The sequence below is a fragment of the Paenibacillus sp. FSL R5-0713 genome, from assembly GCF_037973325.1.
GTDB lineage: Bacteria > Bacillota > Bacilli > Paenibacillales > Paenibacillaceae > Paenibacillus.
On sequence record NZ_CP150229.1, the window covers coordinates 6,699,973 to 6,724,995 of the forward strand.

At 44.4% G+C, this 25,023-nt stretch carries 18 protein-coding genes; 9 read left to right on the forward strand and 9 right to left on the reverse strand.

The window, feature by feature from the left end; translation table 11 throughout:
- Nucleotides 1-141: 141 nt before the first annotated feature.
- Entirely contained in the window at nucleotides 142-6,420 is a 6,279-nt protein-coding gene (locus tag MKZ12_RS29705) for an Ig-like domain-containing protein (protein ID WP_339258081.1), read from the reverse strand.
- 528 nt (nucleotides 6,421-6,948) lie between these two features.
- Nucleotides 6,949-7,467: a DJ-1/PfpI family protein gene (locus tag MKZ12_RS29710; protein WP_339258083.1), complete on the reverse strand. Its 519-nt coding sequence runs from the start codon at nucleotides 7,465-7,467 to the stop codon at nucleotides 6,949-6,951.
- A 148-nt stretch (nucleotides 7,468-7,615) separates the two neighbouring features.
- Here MKZ12_RS29710 and MKZ12_RS29715 point away from each other — a divergent pair, with 148 nt between their 5' ends.
- The 6 genes from MKZ12_RS29715 (at nucleotide 7,616) to MKZ12_RS29740 (ending at nucleotide 14,700) form a co-directional block, all read left to right on the forward strand.
- Nucleotides 7,616-8,005 (forward strand): helix-turn-helix domain-containing protein, encoded by a 390-nt coding sequence (locus MKZ12_RS29715; protein WP_253442200.1) that lies wholly within the window; start codon nucleotides 7,616-7,618, stop codon nucleotides 8,003-8,005.
- 188 nt (nucleotides 8,006-8,193) lie between these two features.
- Nucleotides 8,194-9,222, forward strand: a complete 1,029-nt coding sequence (locus tag MKZ12_RS29720) for a zinc-binding alcohol dehydrogenase family protein (protein ID WP_339258085.1) — start codon at nucleotides 8,194-8,196, stop codon at nucleotides 9,220-9,222.
- A 327-nt stretch (nucleotides 9,223-9,549) separates the two neighbouring features.
- Nucleotides 9,550-10,689, forward strand: coding sequence for a zinc-dependent alcohol dehydrogenase (locus MKZ12_RS29725; protein WP_253442204.1), 1,140 nt, complete (start codon nucleotides 9,550-9,552; stop codon nucleotides 10,687-10,689).
- A 341-nt stretch (nucleotides 10,690-11,030) separates the two neighbouring features.
- A complete protein-coding gene (locus MKZ12_RS29730; RefSeq protein ID WP_339238845.1) occupies nucleotides 11,031-12,488 on the forward strand; it encodes a spore germination protein in 1,458 nt (485 codons plus the stop codon).
- Nucleotides 12,485-13,600: a GerAB/ArcD/ProY family transporter gene (locus MKZ12_RS29735; RefSeq protein WP_339238846.1), complete on the forward strand. Its 1,116-nt coding sequence runs from the start codon at nucleotides 12,485-12,487 to the stop codon at nucleotides 13,598-13,600. The genes MKZ12_RS29730 and MKZ12_RS29735 overlap by 4 nt, the downstream gene beginning before the upstream one ends.
- Before the next feature lie 2 nt (nucleotides 13,601-13,602).
- A complete protein-coding gene (locus MKZ12_RS29740) occupies nucleotides 13,603-14,700 on the forward strand; it encodes a Ger(x)C family spore germination C-terminal domain-containing protein (RefSeq protein WP_339238848.1) in 1,098 nt (365 codons plus the stop codon).
- A gap of 301 nt (nucleotides 14,701-15,001) precedes the next feature.
- Here the strand turns inward: MKZ12_RS29740 and MKZ12_RS29745 are convergent, their stop codons facing one another.
- From MKZ12_RS29745 to MKZ12_RS29755, 3 genes are all read right to left on the reverse strand, one after another.
- Entirely contained in the window at nucleotides 15,002-15,394 is a 393-nt protein-coding gene (locus MKZ12_RS29745) for a putative quinol monooxygenase (RefSeq protein WP_339258088.1), read from the reverse strand.
- Nucleotides 15,394-16,245, reverse strand: coding sequence for an SDR family oxidoreductase (locus tag MKZ12_RS29750; protein WP_253442214.1), 852 nt, complete (start codon nucleotides 16,243-16,245; stop codon nucleotides 15,394-15,396). Before MKZ12_RS29750 ends, MKZ12_RS29745 begins: the two co-directional genes overlap by 1 nt.
- A gap of 367 nt (nucleotides 16,246-16,612) precedes the next feature.
- Entirely contained in the window at nucleotides 16,613-17,188 is a 576-nt protein-coding gene (locus MKZ12_RS29755; RefSeq protein ID WP_339258092.1) for a TetR/AcrR family transcriptional regulator, read from the reverse strand.
- Between the two features lie 226 nt (nucleotides 17,189-17,414).
- Here MKZ12_RS29755 and MKZ12_RS29760 point away from each other — a divergent pair, with 226 nt between their 5' ends.
- Nucleotides 17,415-18,380 carry a YndJ family transporter gene (locus tag MKZ12_RS29760; RefSeq protein ID WP_339258094.1) on the forward strand — a complete coding sequence of 322 codons (966 nt, stop codon included), beginning with the start codon at nucleotides 17,415-17,417 and terminating at the stop codon, nucleotides 18,378-18,380.
- Nucleotides 18,381-18,471: 91 nt separating this feature from the next.
- Nucleotides 18,472-18,924 (forward strand): HEAT repeat domain-containing protein, encoded by a 453-nt coding sequence (locus tag MKZ12_RS29765; RefSeq protein WP_339258096.1) that lies wholly within the window; start codon nucleotides 18,472-18,474, stop codon nucleotides 18,922-18,924.
- A 223-nt stretch (nucleotides 18,925-19,147) separates the two neighbouring features.
- Here the strand turns inward: MKZ12_RS29765 and MKZ12_RS29770 are convergent, their stop codons facing one another.
- The 4 genes from MKZ12_RS29770 to MKZ12_RS29785 all read right to left on the reverse strand — a co-directional run bounded on the left by MKZ12_RS29770 (nucleotide 19,148) and on the right by MKZ12_RS29785 (nucleotide 23,748).
- Nucleotides 19,148-20,638: an aldehyde dehydrogenase family protein gene (locus MKZ12_RS29770; protein WP_339258098.1), complete on the reverse strand. Its 1,491-nt coding sequence runs from the start codon at nucleotides 20,636-20,638 to the stop codon at nucleotides 19,148-19,150.
- A gap of 28 nt (nucleotides 20,639-20,666) precedes the next feature.
- Complete coding sequence (locus MKZ12_RS29775) at nucleotides 20,667-21,752, reverse strand: 5-methyltetrahydropteroyltriglutamate--homocysteine S-methyltransferase (RefSeq protein ID WP_339258100.1); 1,086 nt, start codon at nucleotides 21,750-21,752, stop codon at nucleotides 20,667-20,669.
- A gap of 313 nt (nucleotides 21,753-22,065) precedes the next feature.
- Nucleotides 22,066-22,647, reverse strand: a complete 582-nt coding sequence (locus MKZ12_RS29780) for a TetR/AcrR family transcriptional regulator (RefSeq protein ID WP_339258102.1) — start codon at nucleotides 22,645-22,647, stop codon at nucleotides 22,066-22,068.
- A gap of 90 nt (nucleotides 22,648-22,737) precedes the next feature.
- Nucleotides 22,738-23,748 carry a fumarylacetoacetate hydrolase family protein gene (locus MKZ12_RS29785; RefSeq protein ID WP_339258104.1) on the reverse strand — a complete coding sequence of 337 codons (1,011 nt, stop codon included), beginning with the start codon at nucleotides 23,746-23,748 and terminating at the stop codon, nucleotides 22,738-22,740.
- A 165-nt stretch (nucleotides 23,749-23,913) separates the two neighbouring features.
- Between MKZ12_RS29785 and MKZ12_RS29790 the strand changes: the two genes are divergently transcribed.
- On the forward strand, nucleotides 23,914-24,936 hold the full coding sequence (locus MKZ12_RS29790; RefSeq protein ID WP_339258105.1) for an MBL fold metallo-hydrolase: 1,023 nt from the start codon (nucleotides 23,914-23,916) through the stop codon (nucleotides 24,934-24,936).
- The last annotated feature ends 87 nt before the right edge of the window (nucleotides 24,937-25,023 follow it).

Sequence of the window (25,023 nt, forward strand, 5' to 3'; positions counted from 1 at the left end):
ATCTAACGTTTTCCGATCCACTCACCAACTCGTATGCCTCACCGGATAGTAAAAAAAATCTGAGGAATCTATTCGATTCCTCAGATTAGCTCAAGATAGCGTGCACATTCTATTAAGTTCAAGTATGTTCACGATGCAAGATTACCACAGATCTTCCGGGATATACTTCAGCATCGTTTCGGTGCCATCTTCATTGATCTTAAACGTATGGGTTCTCGTTGCTTCCTCAACATGTCCAAATGACCATTTGTCCAAACGGTTGTCCGGATATGAAGGTTCCGCTCCAGTCAGAGGGCCTCTATACAGCATTCCGTTAATCATCTTAACGGCTTCCTCTCGGGTAATCTGACTTCCAGGTTGGAAGGAAGCATCGTTATAGCCTGATACGATACCGAAACGGAAAACTTCATCAATGGACTGTTCCGCCCAGTTCCCCTCAATATCTGTAAACGAACTGATTCTCAAGATATGGTCCATCTTCAGCTCTTTGGCAACACCAAGATAACGCGCAATGGCTGTTGCCAGCTCTGCTCTTGTAATGGGCTGATCCGGTCTGAATGTATGATCCGCATACCCTTTAAATATTCCCTTATTCGCAACAGCTTCGATATAATCGGCACCCCAGTAATCTGTAGCAACATCGCTGTACAGCTCGATGTGTCGAACCTCATCTTGCAAATGAAGCGTCCGGGCAAAAATAGCTGCAATCTCTGCACGAGTGATGAGCTTTTCCGGTTTCACCTTACCGTCTGGGTACCCCATAATATATCGGTCATGTTTGTGCTCATAACGATTAGAGTACAACATCACTTTAATCAAGGATGTATCGTCTTGTGTATTTATCAGCGTAAGCTTATGATCTGAGCCGACCTCTGCCGTAACAGAAGCATAGATCTCGCCTTCTGTCATTTCGTTAACCTTTAATTTAAACGTCAGTTGGCCACGCGTGTCTCCCGCCAGCTTACCAACATTCCATTTTATTTCTTGGCCTGTAACGATGCCACCGTTTGCATCAACTAAACTCATTCCCGCCGGAATCGTAGATTTAACATACAATCCATCAGCCTCAGTTAACGATTTATTGCCGTAAATCACCGTAAAGGTTAGAATATCGCCTTCTCTGCCCTTCATTTTGTCCGCAAGAATGGCTGTGGCAAAGTCGATTGGCTTGGTCGTTATGGTTGTCGGAGGCTCCGTCGTTGTGACTGGCGGCTTGACGGGATCAGGCGTTACCACCGGAGAGCCCCCTCCGTTGGATGTCGGCAGTGGCGTCATGCTAAAGTCGTACAGCACAATTTCCGTACCTACATGAATTAGCGGCTGGTTCGTATCGACAACTCTGCTATCAAAGTCCTTATAACCTGCTTTGGTCGCGGTTAAGTAGTAATCTGTATGCGGAAACACCATGAACGCATACTGCCCAGTCGCATCGCTCGTCTGTGGGTTCGCGTTATCCGCTGGTGGGAAATTGACCACAGGTGGCAAGTTGACCACCGTTCCGTTACTGTAATGAAGCGTAACGATTGCACCGGATATTGGACGACCGGTTACGGAATCGGTAATTGTACCGTATGGGTCAATGAGTACCTCACTAATACTGATTTGTCCGTCTGAACTGATTTCAATATCAGCATGGCCGACAACAACAGGTTGTGTTCCACCGCCCGGAAGCGGAATGTTATAGATGACATTAGCAATGTAGCTGCCCTTAAGCACACTGTCGATATTGAATATTCCATCAGAGTCAACTTGGCCTGAATGAGCCCCATTGCCGTCATTGATTATAACCGTGTAACCGCCGCCCACTGTTCCGTTGAGTGCCAGGGATCCACCCTGCGATGTTTCCACCAAGACAACACCAGAGACTGTTTTATTCCCCTCAAAGGATCGGCCATCCACACTAGCGTTTACTGGAACACTCTGATTAAACGTGACGGATTTTTTCTGTCCGCCAATATCTACTTGCTTCGTAATGGATACATCGTACGTCACATTACCCTGCGGTACAGCCAGGGTGTATACTCCATCATCCGCTGTAACTGCAACAGCATGAAAATCAGCAATGCCGTCACCGTCAAAATCTTTGCTTACTTTGATTAAAGCCCCTTTTACAGGGTGACCTACCTGGTCTGTGACGACGCCCGTAATAACACCAGGGGTAATGGTAATATAGATGGTGTCACTCACATGGAGACCTCTAGGTTTATCGTCAACCGTTGCTGTCAGCGGTATGGACGCAGACCCCGTACCACCAAGAACTGCCGCGGTGAAGGTTGTAGTTGCGATGCCATCGGTATCCGTTAAGACACTTACTGTGTTGGAGTTTCCAACAAAATGACCATAAGTTGTATCTGGCACATCAAATACGACTTCAATCCCTGCCTGAGGACGACCTTCTTTATCAGTCACTACCGACTTAAAGATGGATGTAGATGTGCCGTTACCAAGTATCGACGATGGGTTGGCTGTCAACGTTATTTCGAACTCCACAAGCTCGAAGTCCTGAATAACAACCCCGTTCCCATTGCCGTTGACCGTAGATACGGAAACTTCTCTATGAGCGTGGCTATACTTGTCGCTAATCACTTCTAACATATATTTATTGATCACAACATCTTCAAAGGTGTACTTGCCATCTGAATCCGATGTGACCCGTCCCTTCTCTTTACCTGCAAGGTCACGTAGAATTACTGTTGCGCCTAAGATCGGATTCCCGGTTTCTTTATCCATGACCGTTCCGGCAATGCTCGGGTTGGTCATTGTGATTGTCACCGTGGCTATATTGGACTGACCTGTTCCGTCAGAGGCTTGATAGGTGAACGTTACACTGCCGGAAGCTTCTTCTTTTGCCTCGAACGTGAAGGAGCCGTCGGAACTGGCAGTCAGCGTACCTTTGCTTGCGTCGCTAATTGAACTGATATTCACTGCAATGAGGGTATCATTCCCTGCGCTAGTATCGTTGGATAAGATTCCGTTTTCTACCGGGACAGTCAACGTATTTCCTCTGACAACCTGATAGCTGTCATTCTTGGCAACAGGTACCGCTCTGAATTTTGCATAATAGTCTCCAGCTGCATGAACAGTAAAGGTATACGCCGCAGCTGTACTTACTGGACTGCCTGTACCTTCTTCATTGTCATACCAACCTGTGAATGAATAGCCTACAGCCGGATTAGCCGTAATTATAGCTGTTTCGCCTAATCCATAAGTATCATCACCCGAAGTCGTGCCGCCATCATTCCCAATGACATGCGTAGTGATTGGCATCGTAATTGTGATCGTCACCGTCGCTACACTCGAATGAACAGTTCCGTCAAATGCTTGGTACGTAAACGTCACCTTACCGAATGTGTTCTCCTCCGCACTGAACGTGAACGATCCGTCTGGGTCCACATTCAGCGTGCCCATACTTGGATCGCTGATGGAGCTGATATTCATTACGGTGAGCGGATGATCCTCATCATCCTTATCATTCGAGAGCAAACCTGTCTCGACTGGAACGGTGAGTGTATCCCCACTCTTTATGCGATAATTATCATTTTCTGCCACAGGCTCATGTGTAGAAACGGGTAGCGTAATCGTGATTGTCACCGTAGCTTCATTCGAAAGGGCAATTCCATTATCAGCTTGGTAGGTGAACGTCACAGTACCAGACGCTTCGCTATCCGCCACGAACGTAAATGAGCCATCTGAATTCACATTAAGATCGCCTTTGCTCGGATCACTGATTGAGCCGATATTCACCGCCGTAAGTGGACGATTACCCGCATCTGTATCGTTCAGTAAGATACCCTCTGCCACCGGAACGGTGAGCGTATCTCCCCGCAAGACACTATAAGTGTCATTTTCAGCGAAAGGCAGTGTATCAAATTTAGCATAATAGTCTTCATCCGTCTGAACGGTAAACGTATAGGCTGAATCCATACTTACTGGAGTACCTGTGCCTGCTGTGTTGTCATACCATCCCACGAATATATAGCCTTGATCCGGGCTAGCTGTAAGTGTCGCTGAATCACCGATATTATAGGTGTTATCCCCTGCAGTCGTCCCACCAACAGTTCCGATGACATGTGTAGTGATTACTGCTGTTGTTACATCCGTTACATTGGTAGTTACTGTATTGGAACCCAGGTTCAATCCCGTTATTACAGCATTATCGCTGACTAATGTCTGCTGCGTGCTTGGTGCCGTTATAGTAAACGTGAGCACTTTGCTTCCGTTCGCGGGAACATCAATTCCCGTTTGAGTTTGACCGTCACTGGTGACGCTGAGTCCTGTTTTTGCCGTATTGGTATAGTTATAAATGGTGACTGTATAGTCCATAGAACCGTTCGTTTGAACTGTAGCTGGACCTTTCTTGTCGATTCCTATCATCAGATCAAGTCTACCATTGTTTCCAAGTTTCATCGTCGCCTTGCCCTGGTTCAGAGACTCCTCGGTTACGTACGATGCACCGATTCCATCTGTTTTGGAGATCGTCTGCTTATTCGTTAAAGCAAGATAATAAGGGCTGTCCGTAGGCGGGAAGAAATAAGCTGCTGTCTTGGCCCCATCGATAGCATTACCCGAGTTGAGATAGCGGGATATTTCCCCGACTTGATTTGGTGATACCTGAAAAGTCGGTTTTACTTTATAGCTGAGCTTAAAAGAACCTTCTGTTGGTGGACTATACTCCCCAGACTGTGGGTTGGTCCGGTTTTTGAACCGGTAAATATGCTTCTGCATATCTTCAGCGTCAATATACCAGGTCAGACTGCTCATGCCTGCTACCGTCTTGATGACAGCTCTGCTCCCGTAGCCAGCAAACTGGTAGGCTGTTCCTCCGGTTATGGTCGTAGTTGTATCCACCGCTGCAACAGCATCCCCGATTCTCAAGGTGGACAGATCCACGCTAAAGTCCTCGCTGATTTCGTCTGTGACCACGATGGCACTGGCTATATCAGCCGTCTCTGAGCCAAGATCGGTAGTCTCCGGTATATTCAGAAGTGGAAGTATGGTTGTAGTAGCTTCTACATCATTGGCCAATCCAGCAAAAGCTGAGCTGACGATGTCATAGGTCGGAGCAAATGTATAATAATTGCTGTAGACAAAGGAGTCTGCGTAGTTAAAACCATTTGGCCCTTGGGCCGCATACGTTTTCAACCTTTCATACGTGTTCTTTGCCGTACCATAGTTATAATCACTATCTTCTTTATGATCGTTAACTCTTTTCGGGTCAAGACCCGCCCATGCGTAGACTGGCTGGCTACCACTATATGGTCCATTAATTGCCGTAGTGGAACCCAGTCCAACCGTATACACTTTGGCCTGAGTGGATTCTCCTCCATTATAGGCAGTGTACTGACTATCCAGGAGACCCTTCATATAAGCGCCGGTGAGTATAGTCAGCGCTGCGATCTCCGGATCGCCTGTATTGGCCAGACTGGTACCTGCAGCAGCTGGCACATATTTTGTACCATCAGTGCCACTCTGATTATAGTTTGTGATCGTTGTAGCTTCGGTTAATGCATTGTTATAATCCGTTTCAAATGATTTGCCTTTTGGCGAAGAATACCATGCCTTCTTGGCATGAATCGCCGCCCCGTCCGATAGAAGGAACAAATACGGCTGGCGCTTAGGTCCTGCACCCTTGGTTCCCACATTTCTCATCGTCTTCGAAACGCCATACATGATGCCATCCTGTGTTGGTGTTCCTGCCCCCAACGAAACTGCCGATTGTGTTCCAACAGCACCGCCATCCTTGGTCAGATTACTGTTCACCGTGATGGTTTGGTTCGTTGCATATTTCAAATAATCTTCCGCTCCATGTCCTGAACTAAAATTGTAATGTCCTAGTTCCATAAACGTGCCGAGGTGGTTGGCGTTAGCCGATCCTCCAAACCAATAAACGGCAACGCGGTTATTGGGATTGGCATCCATGACTGTGCGGATTGCATCATTGGCAGCCTTGGCCATCGCCTCGACACGATAGTATACACCGGGTCCACCTGCTGTTTCCGCTATTTCTCTGCCATTCATATTGCCCATAGACGAACTCATGTCCAATATGAAGGTTACATCTGCCGCAGGACCGTCAGCACTGCCGCTCCCTCCGACACCTGGATTGGTCGAATTTGCCGTCATATATTCTTGTGCTAGCGCTGACAATTTCACATTGAAACTGCCATCACCCTCTGCTGTGACGCTCTTGTCCGTCCAGATACGCCCGTCTGATGCAGCTGAACCAAAACCGCTAGGCGGCGTATCCGTCACCGGGTCAGCAGTTAACTTGACCTGGTATTGACCGTAATTCGTCTCCGCCATAGTTGGCGCGATTGCCGCATTGGCCACTGAGCCGTCCAAAGGGGCCAAACCACTAACCCCAAACATTAGACACACCGTAAGCAGAATTGAAATACATTTTTTAATACCGTTGTTCATCCTTATTTCCTCCGTACAAAAATGAAATGTAAAATATACTGCATCCTAATACAGCAAAGTCCTTGTGCTTCTTCGTCTACAACCCACACTGTTCAAAAACGATCTATTGCAACGTTTATTACCTTCTTCCCGTCTCCAGATTTATTGCGATTTTTAGTATAATCATTTACTCTAAACAAAAACTGAACAAGAACGTGATGACAGTTGTTTTTACGTGATGGAATTACAAAAATTGAAGTGGTAATAGTAGAATTGGAAGAATAGAGGATGTATGATTGCGAGAATTTATTCTTACATAGCATGAAGAGGAATTAATTAGTGAATTGAAAATATAAAACGCCATAGCTCTGCTTTCTTAAAATTTAAAATTGTACAACATGACGAAAACGCAAACGGGACAAAGCAGGATGAATCTCTGCTTTGTCCCGTTTGAACGTATCGGTGTTCATTCTTTTCACCGATGTATATTTTTAAGGGCTTTTGAGACAGCCCCGCAATTATATAAAATTTCAAGGAGGAAATGTAGAATTAGCTTAATGCTTTTACCAAAGCTTCTCCAAATTCTTTAGCGCCATCTGGACCATCACCAGTGATAATATCATCATGAGCAACAACATGTTTTTCAACATATGTTACTTTATTGGCTTTTAATTGATCTTTTTGTACATCTACTGGATAACAAGTAGCCTCTCTTCCGGTAAGTAAACCGGTTTTAGCTACAGTAACCGCACCTGCACAGATTCCTGTTACAAGAACTTTATCCGTGTACGCTTGTTTCAAGTAATCTTGTAATTCTTGATTCCCCCATAGATGATCGTTCGTGCCAGATCCACCAATAACGGATACAACATCATAATCAGAAGCAATAACGTCTGAGAAAATGACCTCAGCAGTTGCTTTACCTTCATAATCCCCTATGATTTCACCTGTTTTTGTACTTGCAATGGTCACATCAATTCCGTTGCTTTCCAATTCGGCTTTTGGTTGAAATAATTCGTCCTCATTGAAACGTTCTGGTGGTATAATTAAGAGTGCTTTTTTACTCATTTGTAGTTCCTCCTAGGTAGTGAAAAAGATTTGCCGGTAAGACGACTATTTCATTCTACTGCTTGTTTTCTTCACTGTGAAGAATGCACTTTTGTGTAAGAAGGTTACCTACAGGTTACAATTGATAGGAATAAGGGGGTACGAGCTTATGCCAGATACTTTTAGAGATGAAGTTAAAGAAAAGATCATAAATGGTGATTATAATTGTGAAAAAGAACTTACCTTATCCATTCTAAGTGGTAAATGGAAAATTGTTATTTTATGGCATTTAGGTGTGGAAGGACCCTATCGTTTTAGTGATCTGCAAAGGCTTTTCCCAAAAATATCTCATAAAATTTTAACGAATCAATTAAGAGAACTGATGGAAGATGGAATAGTTCATCGCGAGGTTTATCCAGAAGTTCCACCCAAAGTGGAATATTCCATGACTGAATTGGGAATGACTCTACTTCCTATCGTTGAAATGATGTATGAATGGGGAAAAAATCGGATAGCAGAAATCATAAAAGAAATAGATATTCCGGAATCAAACAATTAAGCCTCCACTCATCGTTCCTTCCTTTATATGATCTCCCTTGCGTTACTTTTCAAATCAATTCGTTTAATTGGCCTTCACCTCTGTATTCAACTAAAATTCATTTATGCTTAAGACCTTAAGACTAATAGTGATCATTTCAATATAGTACTAATAAAGGGCATACTAATAAGGAAAGGATGTGGTTCATCATGACTACAATGAAGGCGGTAGGATTAACTCGTTACCTTCCAATTGACGATCCCCAAAGCCTGGTGGACGTAGTTGTAGAAAAACCAAAAGCAACGGGTCGTGACATTTTGGTCAAAGTTGCCGCCGTATCGGTCAATCCTGTTGATACAAAAGTACGAGCTCCTAAGGAAAGAATAGAGGAAAACCCTAAAATTCTAGGTTGGGATGTAGCAGGAGTCGTTGAAGAGACAGGACCAGACTGTTCATTGTTTCGTCCGGGAGATGAAGTTTTTTATGCTGGCAGTATTGCACGACAAGGCGGAAACAGTGAATACCATCTGGTCGATGAACGAATCGTTGGGCGCAAACCTGTTTCCTTAAGTTTTGTGGAAGCCGCAGCTCTTCCCCTAACCTCCATTACAGCTTGGGAAGCGTTATTCACCCGAATGTCTATTTCCCAAGATCCGGGCCTCAACAAAGGAAAGGCTCTGCTGATCATTGGTGCAGCCGGGGGCGTAGGTTCCATTGCCATTCAGCTTGCAAAACAAGCGGGGCTTACTGTAGTCGGAACTGCTTCCCGATCGGAAACGGTTAGCTGGGTTAAATCGATGGGCGCGGACTATACCATTAATCACCATGAACCGCTCCTTCCACAACTTCAAGCAATTGGATTTACAAACGTTCCGTACATTTTTTGCCTGAATGCTCTGGAAAAACACTGGGCCGGTATTAGCGAAGTTATCTCTCCGCAAGGCGTTGTATGCGCAATTGATGATCCAACCTCTCCGCTGGACCTCAAATTGATTAAGCAAAAAAGCGTCACCTTCGTATGGGAGTTTATGTTTACTCGCGCTATTTACGAAACAGATGACATGATTGAGCAGCATCTATTGCTTAATCGTATTGCTGATGCTGTGGACCATCAAAAATTAAAGACTACACTGACCGAGGTTCTTGGACCCATCTCAGCAGAGAATCTCCGTCAAGCCCACAAATTTTTGGAGAGCAATAGGACGATCGGTAAAATTGTATTAGAAGGTTTTATTTGAAAACCTGTTTGAAGAAAGTATTAAAAAAATGAGGTTTCTCAATAAATCTGTGATTCGATAATTGCAATTAGAGATAAATATAAAGGCCATCCCTTTGTGGGATGGCCCTTTCTTTTCTGGTTTTTGCTAAAGTAACGTACCCGAAGCGTCTGGCTTGCCTTAATTAATAAATATTGATCTCCGGACAGAACCCCACGAAATAGGGATTTCATCAAATAATGGAGTAGCAATATCAGAAAAAACATCGAATGCATAATCCTCACTCTCCAATTCCATAATAGATCCATTCGTGCAGAATTCAAAGCATGTTATTACAGGAGGGCGATTATGAAGGCTGTAACATTCGGTGGAATGAAGAACATGCAAGTGAAGCAGGTCCCGGATCCAACGATTCAGAAAAACGACGGAATTATCGTCAGGGTCACCTCGACCGCCATATGCGGTTCCGATCTTCATATATACCAGGGGGCGATTCAAGCGCAACCCGGATACGTGGTTGGACATGAACCGATGGGCATTGTCGAAGAAGTGGGCCCCGAGGTGACAAAAGTCAAAAAAGGGGACCGGGTTGTGCTGCCGTTCAATATCTCGTGTGGGAGCTGTCATTACTGCCAGCATGAAATGGAGAGCCAATGCGACAACTCCAACCCCAATCCCCAAGTGGATACGGGAGCTTACTTTGGGTTTACCGAACGTTACGGGAATTATTCGGGCGGACAAGCCGAATTGCTATACGTGCCGTACGGCAACTTCATGCCCTTCGTTATTCCGGAGTCATGCGAATTGGAGGATGAGAATCTCCTCTTCCTATCCGACGTACTGCCGACAGCCTATTGGAGCGTGGACAATGGCGGCGTGAAGAAGGGAGATACGGTGGTGGTACTCGGCTGCGGCCCTGTGGGCTTGATGGCACAAAAATTCGCCTGGATGAAAGGGGCTAAACGGGTCATTGCGGTCGACAATCTTCCGTACCGACTGAACCATGCCAAAAAAATGAATAATGTCGAAATCTTCAACTTTGAAGATTTCGAAGACATGGGGCTACATATAAAAGAAATAACGAGCGGGGGTGCGGATGTCGTCATCGATTGCGTTGGAATGGACGGCAAGAAGACCCCCTTGGAGGAGGAAGAGCAGAAGGCCAAGCTGGTTGGCGGAACGCTCAGCCCGATCAACATCGCGATGAATGCGGTACGGAAATTCGGCACGATTCAGATTACGGGGGTATACGGTTCTAAATACAACCAGTTTATGTTCGGAAACATTTGGGAACGAAACGTAAAGTTGACCATGGGACAGGCGCCCGTGATTCATTACATGCCGATGCTGTATCAAAAAATTGTGGCAGGCGAGTTCGATCCCACGGAGATCATCACGCATAAAGTGCCGCTCGATCAGGCGCATAATGCGTATAACACTTTCTATAACCATGCGGATGAGTGCATTAAATTCATCCTGAAGCCTTAGATGATGGCATGAAAAGAGGGGCTGTTCCACGGGGCATTGTACCCTGATGGACAGCTCTCCATGTTAACTTGTACTCATAACGGGTATGTACCTTTCTTTATTGCTTGCCAAGAACGGCTCTTTGGAGACCGTTCTTTTTTTCTGTCTCTAGATATCGCTGGACAACAACAATAGCATGTTCGTTTTTTTTAATTTAAGAAGATCGTAAACTGCTTTATACGCCATCAAACCTGAAACGTAATGCGGTTTGAAATGCAAATTAACGGTTGTATAATTTTTCCGATTACAGAGCAAGATAACACGACATGATTTTGATTACTTTAAGGAAGGAGAAACAGACTATGGCGGAAGAATATGATCCTCAAATGAAAAATCATTACATGTCCACATGGCTTGATGAATTAAAAGAGAAATTAAACCATATGGATGATGCCGAAGTTGTTGAGCACAGCATGGGTCCCAGTGCTTCAGTCCATCTTTTGTACATAAATACGTTAATCAATCAAGAACGTTTAAACGAGGTGATTATTCAGCCACTTCATCGATCTGACGGCAATTCGCTTTCTTCCTGCTTAACCAACTCCAAACTTTCAGAAGTTATATCGATCGAAGATGCAGAGCAAAAAATAATGCAAGGATTCATTCTTCTATATGATTCAGTCAACAATCAATGGTTAAGTGTGCAACTGGAAAACCCTCTTGGTCGTGCAGTAGAACCTTCCGAAACGGAAACGGTTATATATGGAGCGAAAGACAGCTTCAGTGAACAAATCGATAAAAACATTACCATGTTGCGCAGGCGTTTACCTATAACGACATTAAAAACGGAAAGCTTCACTATCGGTTCATTAAGTAAAACGAAGGTCGTGTTAATGTACATAGACGGATTAACTAATCCAGAATTTGTTTCCCTCGCAAGAGATAAAATTAATAGTGTGGATTTTGATCAATTTTTAGACTCCTCTCAGCTTGCAGCTTTTATTGAAGATCATAATCATACGGTCTTTCCACAGTTTCTACAAACGGATCGGCCGGATGCATGCGCCTACGCATTAGGTGAGGGAAAGTTGACAATATTAGTCTCCAATTCACCGTTTGCCCTAGTGTGTCCTATTACTTTATTTCATCTATTCCAATCACCAGAAGACTACTTTCTTCGTTGGCCGATAGCCAGTTTTTTACGTTTAATCCGGTATGGGAGTTTTATTGTTTCTTTGACGATGATTCCTTTTTATGTTGCGTTAACGACATTTCATTACCAAATGGTTCCACTTCCGATTCTTTTCGTATTATTGGAATCGAGAAGCAAATTGCCCTTTACTCCGTTTGTGGAAGGATTATTCATGATCGTAACGCTGGAAATCATCAAAGAAGCGAGCTTGCGAATGCCGACCAAAACCAGTCAAACGCTAGGGGTTATCGGTGGTATCGTCATTGGACAAGCGGCTGTCGAAGCAGGCTTTGCAAGTAAGGTGTTAATTGTATTGATGGGTATATCGGCTATTGCTTTCTTTTTAGTTCCCAATTATCAAATGACAAAATCCATGGTGCTGTTGCAAGTTGTTCTTCTTATCCTTGCTTCGTTTCTTGGGTTGCCGGGAATCGTAATCGGGCTGATTGGGATTCTTGCACATCTCCATGGATTAACGTCATTAGGTCAACCTTATTTAGCCCCGATTTCTCCTTTTCATGGGAAGGATTGGATCGATCTCTTTATCCGCGGCCCTTTAATTTGGATGAAAACACGTCCGAAATATCTAAAACCACTGCGGAAATCGCGGAAGGAGATGAAGAAGTGAGAAGTTTATTCTTATACAATCGAACTTCCCCTATTGGTGGAATTTATTTTCTTTTTTTGGTCAATCGCATGCAAATGCATTATTTTATTTTAATCATGCCCGTTTATTTGGTCCATTCGTATATGGTTTGGGGAATTGTCGTGATGGGACTGCTGTCCCAACTTAACTTGATGATGATGTCCAAATGGTTTAATTCCAGTTATGCAGCGAAGGGCTATCAAGGATTTTTGCAGCTTTTTGGCAAACGGGCAGTTCAGGTTTTCGCGATACTTGGTTTTTTGATCATATTGTTCAAAATTTCAATCATCACACTGGGATACGTTGAAATGCTCCATAGTTTTATATATCCATCAATGAATAAAAAATGGTTGATCCTAATGATTCTTTTGATCAGTTTATTTGTGGCTTCACATGGAATGGAAAAAACATTGCGTTTTGTCATCATCGCCTTTCTTTGCGGGGCTTGGATCGTAATCATGTTTATTCCTTTTTTCTTTCCGCCGATTGCAAATTACCGCGATTTGTATCCTCTTATCCCCACTGAATGGTCGGGACAATCATGGCAGGGTTTGCTGTTTATTTGGTCGGCCTTTTCCGGTCCAGTATATCTGGTCTTTATGGTTCCATGGTTAAGCTCCAATAAAAAAATATCGAAATATCTGGTGATTGGAAACATGCTGACGATCATAGAATTTTCATTATTGTTCATTGCTTCGGTATTGTTTTACGGTTCCAACTTCTTAAGCAAGATCAATTTTCCAATAGGATATATGGGAAGTTACATTCAAACGAGCGGTTTAGAACGAATCGATCACATCCTTATCTCCTTCCATATGTTTAATTATGTGTTTGACATTTCAATTCTTCTGTTGTGTTTATATGGAGCCGGAAGAGTCTTTATGAGAAAAATGAACAAAGGCGCGACTCGGATCGGATTTTTGTCGAGTTGGTTCATCATTTTGATAAGCATCATCTTAATGGATCAATGGTTATGGGAAACGATTCCGGGTCAAAAGATGTTACTGAACATTCAAATCTGGCTCGGCGCATTCATTTATTTACTTGTTCCTGCGATCCTTTTCACTGCAGTTAAACGAAAGGAGAGTATGTAGCTATGCTACCGTACAAGCACTATGGTTTATTAGCGAGTGTATGTCTTATGTGGATGGCGGGCTGTTCTTCTCCTTATGTCGAGAACAACTTAATAGAGGAGATCGCTCCGGTGGTGTTCTGGTCGATTGGCGAGGGAACAGAAGGAAAGTTGAAAATCAGCACTTTAGTTCCACCACTCATTCAAGAAAAAAAGCGTCTTCTCTCCAAGGAAGTTGATCTGTTAAAGCAGGGAGGCAGGGAATTTAATTTAATTTATTATCAGGAATTGAAGCAGGGGCAGCTACGAATGTTATTAATCAATGAGGAGCTGGCAAAAAAGGGAGGCATTGAAAAGATGATCAATACGATATTGGTTGATCCCGATATTTCAACGCGTGTCTACTTGTTGATTGTCAGAGGCGATTTTGATGAATACATAAAAAATCAATTGACGAAGCAAGAAAACCAAGATTATTTTCTTTATCGGATGTTAAAACATTACGAGAAACATAACCAAGGTGAAATGAGCATCGTCGATATTCATCAATTTATGAAGATGTTATACTCCCCTCTTAAGGATCCGATCCTGCCCGTTTTTCATTCCGATAAGAACAATTTCGATTACCTAGGAACAGCCTTATTCCAAAACGATAAAGAAGTCATGGTCATTCAAGACTTGGACGACAACATTTTTCAACTTCTGGATAATGATCATTTCCTAAAAGTCTTGGCCATTCCAAAGTTATCTATCAGTTTAGGACGTGTTCGATCCAATGTTCGCATGAAATTATCAGAGGACTATTCAACCTTGTCCTTGCATGTGGGATTGCAAGGAAGAATGGAGGAATATCAGGGAGAATTGGATATTCAAAGTGAGAAACAATTGGAACAGTTAATTCATGAAGTTAAGGTCTACCTTGAGGAACAAACGTCAGATTTAATAAAAAGAATGCAACGGTGGAAAGTGGATCCCTTAGAAGTCGGAACCCATTCGCTTAAGCCATTTTCTAAAGAAATAACGGAAGAGCAATGGTTGAAGTATTGGGAAAATATGAAAATTAATGTTGACTACGAAATCAAAGTACATCCTTTAATTAATGGATCGGTTCAAGTGAGGTAGCGGCCGATGCTACTAACCTTCTCCCCGTTACTTCGCAGTGTCTGGGAGGAAAGAAGCTTCCACTGCTACACGGAATCTTAACCGCTACAAAGACTGCATTCTTCTGGAATGCAGTCAACACCTCCTGGTGCTCTATTCGTCAAACACTGATTATAAGGATGAGGCGCTTAGAGTCTTATTTTTACGCAATAGGAGTACCATTAGGTATTGTTGCCTCCTCCACTAAAGTCTTTAACCGCTCACGAAAATATCTGTCACGCTTTCCAGACAGAACTTAATAAGTTCCGTGCGGTGTTGCATTTTACTGCGCTGGGCGGAACGGTTGCAGGAGTCGAATTCCTTGCTCAATGGATCCCTCCATCAGCTCTAAGAGCTGAGGCACCAGTTCCTGCATCCGGGGGGCGCTTAGGTGCCGATCGAGGGCATCCCGGTTTACCCAGCGCTCGTAGATGATGAATGTGCCCGGCTGACCTTCTACCTCGTGAGCCTCATAGTCAATGTTGCCCAGGTCGTTGCGTGACGGAGTGACAGCAGCAGCCATGAATGCCTTCATCTCGGCTTCTCTCCCTGCCTTGGCTCTCGCCTCCCAGAGTACAGTAACGTAACGGTTCTTTGTATCGTTCATGCTAATTCCTCCTAATGTATAAACACTTCGTATAGCTTTTTGTCCAAGAGGGTATGTGAAAATGCCCATTACTGCAGTTTCATCTGGCTGCGGAGCATCCGGTCGAGAAGTTTGTCTGGGAGAATACGGACCAGTCGAGTCAGCAGTGCCGAATCGGAACCGACCGTATAGCGGGTGCGGGGCTTTCTTTCGTGGATTGCGCGTGAAATCACTGCTGCCACTTTCTCAGGGCGAATACCGTCCTTTGCCCACGTTTCAGCCTGAGCCTTCACGGCGTCAAAGAGACGATCATGACGATGGTGCTGGTCCGGTGTCATCAACTTGGCCAGCCGGTCCGCTGTCGTAATCCCTTGTTCCGACAGGCCAGTGCTAACACCACCCGGAGTGATCATAATCACCTTGAGACCAAAAGAGGACATCTCCCTGCGAAGACTGTCATTGATCGCTTCCATAGCATACTTTGCAGCCGAATAAATTCCGAAACCAGGCATGGAGATCTTGCCTCCAACCGAACCAATATTGACCACGCGACCGCCGCTGTTCAGCAAGGCCGGGGTAAGTGCCTGAATAACCGCCACCTGTCCGATCACACTGACTTCAAACTGGCGACGAAATTCATCAAGCGGAACCATTTCAAGAGGTGCATTAACGGCGATGCCGGCATTGTTGACCACTGCCCGCAAAGGGCGACCAAGCGGATCTTGCTCCACCCGTTCAGCCAGCGCCTTTAGTGAGTCGATATTGGTAACATCGACGATCACCGGCTCGATATTTTTGCGTTTGATTTTGTCGGCGTCTTCCTGACGACGAACCCCCGCCAAAACGTGAAATCCTTCAGCGGCCAGCTGCTCCGCGGTAGCCCTACCGATGCCGCTGGACGTACCTGTGACCATGACCAGTTCTTGCGTTTTGAATGACATGATAACCCTCCTAGGTTTGATAAGATATGGATCATGGTATAGCGGTGCTATACGAACATTATAGCGGCGCTATACAAAAATGTCTATAGCAGTGCTATATTTTTTTGAAGTGTTGTCCTGCTGCCCGAACATCGTTTTGACGGGCTTGGCGTGATGCACTCGAAGCTCACGAAGTACTATGGCGGGAGGGGTTGAGATTTATCGTTGCGTTGAACTTATGGAAATGGGGGTGCGTTTAATGTCGCATTATCCAAACATAAAAAAGATCGCCATCCTCCTGGAAGTCCAGGTTGGATAAGCGATCTTTCTTTTACTTCTTCTAAATTAGGGCTTTGCCTGAAGTCCCCAGGCTCTGTCATCGAATCCCTCATTTTGAATCGGCGTCCGGCCTTTGGATCAATATGATCTGCATTACGCTTTCCCGAATGAGATCAACGACATCGGGTTGGGGTGGGGATGCCTTACGAATCTGGGCCGTCACATACAGCCAAGAGGCCGTATTGGCGGAAGCCCAGACCAGATCTGCCGCAGCCTGGGCTGACACAGCCAATTTGCCTTCAACGGCGACTCTCTGAACATTGTGCACTAGTGCTTGGTACGAGTGATCTGCCGCCTCAATATGGGCGCCCTCGAGCAACCTCCCCATCATCGCCGCATAAATCCGAGGACGGGTTGCCGCGAATCGCACATAGTCATCCCATCCTTGACGAAGAGCCATCTCTGGAATGGGGGACTCCACTGCGGCAATCTTGCTATCAAATAACTGTTTGAACGCTTCCACTATAGCTGCACTCAGGAGACCATCGGCATTGCCGAAATGGTGGTAGAGTGTAGGAGCCGTAACCTGAGCGATTGCAGTTACGGCTCGCGTCGTAAATTGGGCTCCGCCATCCTCCTCGAGTACCTTAAGAGCTGCTGCCAATATTTTGTCATATGTGTTCATATGTCCATTATAGCAGTGCTATACTCGTATGTCCATGACGAAGGTTGTACACCTGTGACCAAAGTCTTCGGGTGTTATCAGGCTTAATAAGATAAGCTTATGTTCATACTTCGAAAAATAAATGTGATAGACTACTAGAAGGAGAATTGCCGTTTTATACTAAAGAAACGCTACATAACTGAATGCAGGCAGGTCTTACGATAAACATAGTCAGAAAGGAAATCCCATGAATAGTTCCTTGAAGCAACTCATAAAATCACCCGCATTTCCCGGTGGAATCATAACCATTCTGATATTTTCTCTGGATCACTTTCAATTCGAACTTGTTGATAAATTTCTGCTTTTTGCGGCTTTAGTCATTGTGCCTCTTGTGATTTTACTTTTGAACAATGACGCAAAGAATACATATCAACGAGTGATTTATACTGCTATGAAATGGCTTCAATTTCCCGCTGCGCTACTTACTCTAGCTTCGATAATGAGTAGTACGATGTGGGGGTTAGAAAGTACGACAATCCCAGGGATTCTGTCCCTTGGGTGGCTACTGTTCACCCTGTTGCTTGGCATCTATGGCTTGACCACGATTGTGATCTCTAAAGGAAAAGCGGCGGAAGTAGCGATTGGCGCGGGGCTCGTTTATTTTTTTATCGGGGGCATTTGGTTTACCTTATATCAATTTCAATTGGACCTCTTCCAAGCTAATCCGGCAACGCACGCGTTAAGCTCGGTTCACTTTCATTTTTCATCTGCTATTGTTCCCATTTTTATTGGTGTACTGGGACGCATCATGACGAAGAAAAGCTGGTATCCCTGGGTCGTTGCCATTGATATCATCGGACCAGTCTTGATTGCTATGGGTATGATTTTCTCCAAGCCGATTGAATACATTGGTGTCGGTTTGTTCGCCTGCAATATTGTAGTTTACACCGCTTATCTCCTTGCTTACTTGAGGAAAAATACTTTGGATATTAAGGCAGCCTTCTTCTTAGGCCTTTCTTGCCTAGCCTTTTACACGGTTGTTGTCATTTCCATCTTCTATCCGTTACTGAAAAATATGTACTCCTTAACCATACTCGATTTTATTCCTATCTATGGATCTCTGCATGCGTTTGGTTTTGTCTTATGTGGACTAATTGGTTGGGTGTTTATGGTAGACTCCATTAAGGAAAAGACTAACCAATCGGCTTCATAGGAGTAGTTTAGTCAGGTTCGTGCTATAATAGTGATCACATAAATAACATTCATCATTCTGCCGAGATGGCGATGATTAAGGAGATTGAATTTTGACGAACAACCATGATATTGGAGCAGTGAATGAATTACCGGAGAACTTTGAAGAGCTCAAACGAGCGGCTAATCGGACTTCAAGCTGGAGAGACAGACTGAATGCGGTGAACGAATTGGGAAACTGGGATACAGCCCCTACCATTAAGTTGCTTCAGCATGTTTTGAAAAATGATCAAGTGTTCCAGGTGCGTGAAGCCGCATATTCCAAGCTGAAACAGTTGGATGAAGATGTACAAATGCCCGCCAAAAACAAAGGTGAGCTGTTTAAAGGTACTAACAAAATTTTGCTGCGGATCAAAAAAAGCCTTCCTGAAGGTCACACATTTGAGGAATTTAAGGAAAAACTGCAAAAGACACGTCTGGATCTCTATGATACTTACGAGGGCGACAAAGATGCTGAGTTCGACGCCTGGCTCCATGGGATTTGGGAGACACTAGGTAGAAGATAGCCGCTGTGTTCACCGTATAATAGCTAGGTACGTACAAAGCCACTCCATCAATGGAGTGGCTTCTTTATTTTTTCAGCGTCACCTCCATCAGATATGGGTTATTTTTTTCTCTAAAAGTCACCACTGTCAAACTGACCTGACAAAAAACCGCCCCGTCTACTGATTCTTAAAATCAGTAAACAAAGCGCAAAGTTAGAGCCTTTTTGAACAACTTCTATACGATTTATTCTGGGATATAAGGAAGATCCAGTGTCTTCGGAACGTTGATGACATGCTTTTCTGTATACGTGCGGATACCTTCCGTGCCGTATTCACGGCCAATACCCGATTGCTTGAAGCCACCGAAAGGGAATCGAACATCCAGACCCTGCACAGCAGCGGTATTGATCATGGTCGTTCCAGCTTCGAGTTGACGTGCGACAGAGATGGCATCTTCTTCTTTGCCCCACACCGAACTCGTCAATCCATATATGCTCTCATTGTGCAGTTGAATAACCTGCTCTTCATCGTCAAATGGCAGAATCGGAACCGTAGGACCAAACTGTTCTTCCACGACAATCGGATCATGAACATCGCAACCCAAAACAAGCGTAGGCTGTAGGTAGTAACCTTGGTCAAACAGCTTCTGATCCAAAATTTGGCCGAGAGGAATGACCGTAGCGCCGCGCTTTTGCGCATCTTCTACCAAACCAAGCACGACATTCTTCTGCTTCAGGTTATTCACCGGACCTACCGTTGTATTTGAATCAAAAGGATCGCCAATGCGAATCCAACGATTCGCCGCCTCTATATATTTTTCCACAAATTCATCATATATCGAACGGTGTACATACACACGTTTGGCGATCATACAGATCTGTCCTGTTGTTAAGAAATTAGAAATGACAATCCGGCGCATGGCTCGTTCATCATGAACATCAAAACTTGCCAAGAAGATCGCCGCATCATTACCACCAAGCTCAAGTGTCATATCCTTAATCGTTTCCGAAGCTGCTCTGATAATATGCTTAGCGGTTGCGGTTCCACCTGTGAAGGCGATCTTTGTGACATGAGGATTGGTAGTCAGTTCAACGCCCACATCCGCATCACCATGAACGACATTGATTACACCAGCCGGGAACTCACTCGCAATAATCTCTGCCACCTTCGCAGCCGCCAGCGGCGCAAATGGGCTTGGTTTAAGCACAATCGTGTTGCCCGCAAGTAAGGCAGGAGCGATCTTAATCGTAGATAAAGCAATGGGATAGTTCCATGGACTAATCGCTGCTACCACACCAATTGGATCGTAGGAAAGAATCGTTTTACCATTCTCATGCGTTTGGATCTCTTCCTGTAGAGCCGATGTAACTTCATTACAAGCAAACTCCATCCACATTAACGAAACATATATCTCACCATGTGCATCATACAGGGGCTTGCCATGCTCTCTAGACAGCAAATGCACAATTTCATTCTCAGCTGCTCTAATCTTCTCGATCGCCTTGCGCATCATCATAATGCGTTCATCAACGGAGGTCTGCTTCCATGTTTTAAAAGCCCCTGCTGCCGCTTCAATCGCTTCAACCGCTTGTTCTCTCGTAGTGACAGGGAAATAGCCTACAATCTCGGATGGGTTTGTCGGATTCTCTTTTGCTAACTGCGAAAGGGATTTTACATTTTGACCATTAATGAACGCTTCAACTATAATTTTCTCTTGGTCTGCTTGTGTCGTCATTTTGTATCCCCTCCGTTATTTAGATGGATTAATTCCAAACTTCTTCTGCAATTTCCTTCACATAACGAAGTTTACGCCATTGTTGTTCTTCCGTTAGAATGTTGCCTTCTTCTGTAGATGAGAAACCACATTGTGGGCTCAAACATAGTTGCTCAAGGGGTACATAGGTTGCCGCCTCTGCAATCCGAGCTTTAATTTGTTCTTTATCCTCCAACTCGCCTGTTTTCGATGTGAGTAAACCTAGTACGATTTTCAAATCTTTTCGATTCACATATTGTAATGGTTCAAAACCACCCGAGCGTTCATCATCAAATTCTAAGAATAATCCATCTACGTTTAAGCCTCCAAAGATAACTTCAGAAGCGTACTCGTAACCACCCGTTGAGAAATAATTTGATTTATAGTTACCGCGACAAATATGCATCGTCACAACTAAATCTGCCGGTTTATGAGCCAAAGTCTCGTTAATCATTCGCTGCATCGTTTTCAACTCTTCCGCCGGTTCCAGACCTTTGGCACGCAGCTTATCGTGACCAGCTTCTGAGAATAGATCTGCCCAAGCGGTATCATCTAATTGCAGGTATCGACATCCCGCATCATAGAAAGCTTGAATGGCTTTTTGATACGCCGCAATCGTATCCTGAAGGAATTGCTCCCGGTCCGTATAGATATTGGCGCCATTCTCCAATCGATATAGAAGCATGTTGGGACTTGGAATGGTCTGTTTCGCGACAGCGTCACCTGCATGCTTTTTCAAAAATTCAAAATCCTTAACAAAAGGATGACTCGAAAAATCTACTTTACCAACAACACGAATCCCGCCCTTGCGAGTCTGCATGTTATGGAATTTTGGTCCGTCTATTTGCTCATACAACTCTACGCCATCCAAGCCACCCAGAAAATCGAAATGCCACCAGCTTCTACGGAATTCGCCATCCGTAACGGCCAATACGCCATTTTCCTTCTGCTTTTCAATGATTCGAATAATCTCTTGATCTTCCACAGCTCTTAATTCTTCATATGTGATGTTGCCTGATTTATATTGTTCACGTGCCTGACTTAAGCTTGCAGGACGTAGAAAGCTACCTACATGATCATTACGAAATGGTATCATAGTTATTACTCCTTCTAACTTTTTATTCTAATGAGTATAGCATGGTCGAAGGGAATGCTTGTTATATGAAAAATGCATGACTGGTCATAGCTTTTAACAATAGCCAAAAGACTTTAATACGCAAAAATCCACAACCTTCTATGGTAGTGGATTTATAGGTTGGAGCGAAGTGCAGTGGTCATTCGTTTCACTTGAATCTTACTAGGAGGCTGTAACATGACGACAGAGCGCAACCAACGAGGATGGAACAAACTAATGGAAGTAGGCGGAGGCGGAAAGCAGTCTTAGGCATATTTAAATAAATCAACAAAGCTTATGACTGAGACAAAATTCCTTTAACAAACAATGAGACACTGTGCTTGTAGAACTCTTCCTCGGTGACGAGTTGGAACTGATAGTGCTGGTGAATCAGCTCGCTCATCTGAAATCCGTAACACATCGAGAGAAAAGACATAGCGGTAAGACGCTCATCCTGTCTAGCTATAACTTTTTTCTTTTGCAGGCGTTCAAAATATTCAACCAGCAAGGAGTGCAGCTTCACTGGCGGATCGGCCAGCACTCTGTCCAATTCGGGAAGCATTCCTTTGTCACGGATGCCAATCAAAATGATGTCCGCATTTTTATGGAAAAACAAACGGTACTGCTGGCTTACATTCAGTAGATCGACTTCCGGATTATCGGTCGCGTCCTCTTTTAACAGCTTCTCAAATTGCGGGATATCTGCATGTCTTTCAACGATGGCTTCCAATATGCCTTGCTTGCTTCCAAATTGCCGAAAAATCGTAGATTCATTGACTTTAGCTTCCGTTGCAATGGCTTTGGTGCTTACTCCCCGATAGCCCTTCTTTTTGATGAGCCGTGTCGCGGCTTCAATGATTCTGTCTGAAGTATTCATTGTATTTCTCCTTTTGCATATGTTAAACCTATTCTACTACAAGTTTTGCATATGCAGCAGGGTCGGGGTTCGTCTTTCAAAGTCGTTTATTTAAGGGAAATCGCTTCTTTTTTTCCAGCGGCTTGGTTCCGTAATCTTGACATATTTAGGCACTAATTGCGTGAGCGTTCCTAATTTATCGAATGTAATCTGGATTCGGTCAGAGGGCAACAACCATTGTTCGGTCTCGATTGCGCAGCAATCTGGTATCGTCCCCATACCTATAATCGTGCCCGGGAGCGGCGTGAAAACTTTGAGAACCTCCTCCATCACTTTCCCAGGGTGTGCAGAATACTCGGAAGTGCTTCCCTTCCAGTGCAGTCTCTCTCCGATGCGTACATCCACATCTAGTGCCAGCGGGTTGTCGATTTCATCCGGCGTAACCAGAAATGGCCCTATTCCTTTGCTGCGATCAAAATCTTTGCAGCGCGTCGGTCCGGTCAACGCCTGGAAATCCGGCCACTGCACATCACGGACAGTACTGTCGTTAAAAATAACATAACCTGCGATGCAATTCCCCTTCCCTGTCACAAAGGCCAGTTCCGGCTCGATATCCAGGTATGAAGAGTATGATGGCCAATGAATGGTATCGCCATCGCCAATTAAAGCATTATGGTTACACTTGTAATAACTGAAATTCACTTTATTCGGACCTTGCTGGAATTTTTCGGCGATTTTTTGTTTAAGCTCTTCTCTTTCCGGCCCTGTATATTCTCTTTGCAGCAGATTTACGCCAGCATTTCTTAGATGTCTTGGCGTCAGCCCGAAATCGATAAGCGCAGCCGGATTCGAAACCGGCGGCAGCAGTTTTACCGCTGCGATCGGACAGATTTCATTTTCATTGAATTGATTCGACTCTTCGACAGCATATTGCATCAATTCCTTAGCGGCAGCATAACTTGCAGGCAAATAATGAAGATAGCTGTCCATACTTTCAAGACTGTCAGAGAATGTTCCCTGCTTTTTCATGATTGCAGCAAATGACACGACAAAGTGCTCGTTAATTACAAGCCCAAACAATGGTACCTGGGATGTCTTGGTTTGAAAGGTTACTAGCTTCATGTTGCAGTGCCTCCATCCATGTAGTGTGATGTTGTTCTGTTACAATCATAAATCACAAAGTAAATGCATGCAAGTACTCGCTTGCATTTATGTTTTTCATTCTCTATACTACAGACATAGTCAGTATGCCTTATCCCAAAAACATATACGTAAAGGAGAATTTTCATGAAGTATGGACGTATTATCCAAAAACCTCGCGTTAAATTTTTTGAAGTCGCAGAAGGCGTCTTTGCCGGTATTTCGCCGTATCGCGGCATCAGTTGGGCCAATGCCGGGTTCATCAACAAGGGTGAAGGGCTGGTGTATGACACGTTTTTCGATTTGTTCCATGCGCGGGAAATGCGGGAGGCTTTTAAGGAAGTAAGCAACGGCGGCTCTCCCGCATATGTGGTGAACTCGCACTATAACAGCGACCATGCCTGGGGAAACAAAGTGTTTGAAGATGCTTGCATTATTATGCACAAGGAGGCATCCAGAGAGCGTCTCACCGAAAATATCACCTGGATGGACAACGTCATCAGAAGAGGAAAGGATTCTGTGGAATCGACTTCGGGCGAGCGGTTTTTTGCAGCGGAATTTGAAGGATTCAATCTGGAAGGCGTAGAATGGGTACACCCGAATATTGAGATAAAGGACGATATCAGCATCCGTCTAGACGATACGGAAGTCATGATTTACAACGTAGCTCCGGCCCACTCCGACAGTGACTTGCTGCTGTGGATGCCAAAAGAAAAAGTACTGTTCGCCGGCGATGTCGTGTTTAACGGTTGTACGGCGTACAGCGAGGAGGGAACCCTCAATTGGGTTAAAGTGCTTGACCGCATTATTGATGAAATTAAACCCGAAATCGTCATTCCTGGACATGGCGCCATATGCGGCCTAGACTTCGTGAAGGAGCAGAGGGACTACCTTCTGAACCTGATCAGCGAGTTCAATAAGCATTACAATGACGAAATTGATTCCTTGTCCCTGACCAAGCAAATTGATATTTTCCGCTTCCTTCATTGGATTCAGCCAGAACGCTTGTATGTTACAGTGGATATCCTATTGAAAAGCAAACGAGGGTTACCACCCCTTCCAATTTGGAACGAGGTGCCTGCTAAGCTGGAAGACATGAAAGCTTTTTTGACCGAAAAATATGGCAATCAGATCAAGCCATGGGACCCTATAAGCGTTTGGCAAGAATAGCAATTCGAAGCTAGCTAGCGTACGAACAACGAAAAACGGCCCTGTCGCAAACGATGCGAACAGCGGCCGTTTTTTTTCAATTGTTTC

Coding starts and splice junctions, on each gene's coding strand:
- MKZ12_RS29715 (WP_253442200.1), top strand. CDS start 7,616: ATGCCAGATACTTTTAGAGATGAAGTTAAAGAAAAGATCATAAATGGT.
- MKZ12_RS29790 (WP_339258105.1), top strand. CDS start 23,914: ATGAAGTATGGACGTATTATCCAAAAACCTCGCGTTAAATTTTTTGAA.
- MKZ12_RS29745 (WP_339258088.1), bottom strand. CDS start 15,394: ATGGGCATTTTCACATACCCTCTTGGACAAAAAGCTATACGAAGTGTT.
- MKZ12_RS29755 (WP_339258092.1), bottom strand. CDS start 17,188: ATGAACACATATGACAAAATATTGGCAGCAGCTCTTAAGGTACTCGAG.
- MKZ12_RS29760 (WP_339258094.1), top strand. CDS start 17,415: ATGAATAGTTCCTTGAAGCAACTCATAAAATCACCCGCATTTCCCGGT.
- MKZ12_RS29785 (WP_339258104.1), bottom strand. CDS start 23,748: ATGAAGCTAGTAACCTTTCAAACCAAGACATCCCAGGTACCATTGTTT.
- MKZ12_RS29775 (WP_339258100.1), bottom strand. CDS start 21,752: ATGATACCATTTCGTAATGATCATGTAGGTAGCTTTCTACGTCCTGCA.
- MKZ12_RS29705 (WP_339258081.1), bottom strand. CDS start 6,420: ATGAACAACGGTATTAAAAAATGTATTTCAATTCTGCTTACGGTGTGT.
- MKZ12_RS29720 (WP_339258085.1), top strand. CDS start 8,194: ATGACTACAATGAAGGCGGTAGGATTAACTCGTTACCTTCCAATTGAC.
- MKZ12_RS29750 (WP_253442214.1), bottom strand. CDS start 16,245: ATGTCATTCAAAACGCAAGAACTGGTCATGGTCACAGGTACGTCCAGC.
- MKZ12_RS29725 (WP_253442204.1), top strand. CDS start 9,550: ATGAAGGCTGTAACATTCGGTGGAATGAAGAACATGCAAGTGAAGCAG.
- MKZ12_RS29730 (WP_339238845.1), top strand. CDS start 11,031: ATGGCGGAAGAATATGATCCTCAAATGAAAAATCATTACATGTCCACA.
- MKZ12_RS29780 (WP_339258102.1), bottom strand. CDS start 22,647: ATGAATACTTCAGACAGAATCATTGAAGCCGCGACACGGCTCATCAAA.
- MKZ12_RS29770 (WP_339258098.1), bottom strand. CDS start 20,638: ATGACGACACAAGCAGACCAAGAGAAAATTATAGTTGAAGCGTTCATT.
- MKZ12_RS29740 (WP_339238848.1), top strand. CDS start 13,603: ATGCTACCGTACAAGCACTATGGTTTATTAGCGAGTGTATGTCTTATG.
- MKZ12_RS29710 (WP_339258083.1), bottom strand. CDS start 7,467: ATGAGTAAAAAAGCACTCTTAATTATACCACCAGAACGTTTCAATGAG.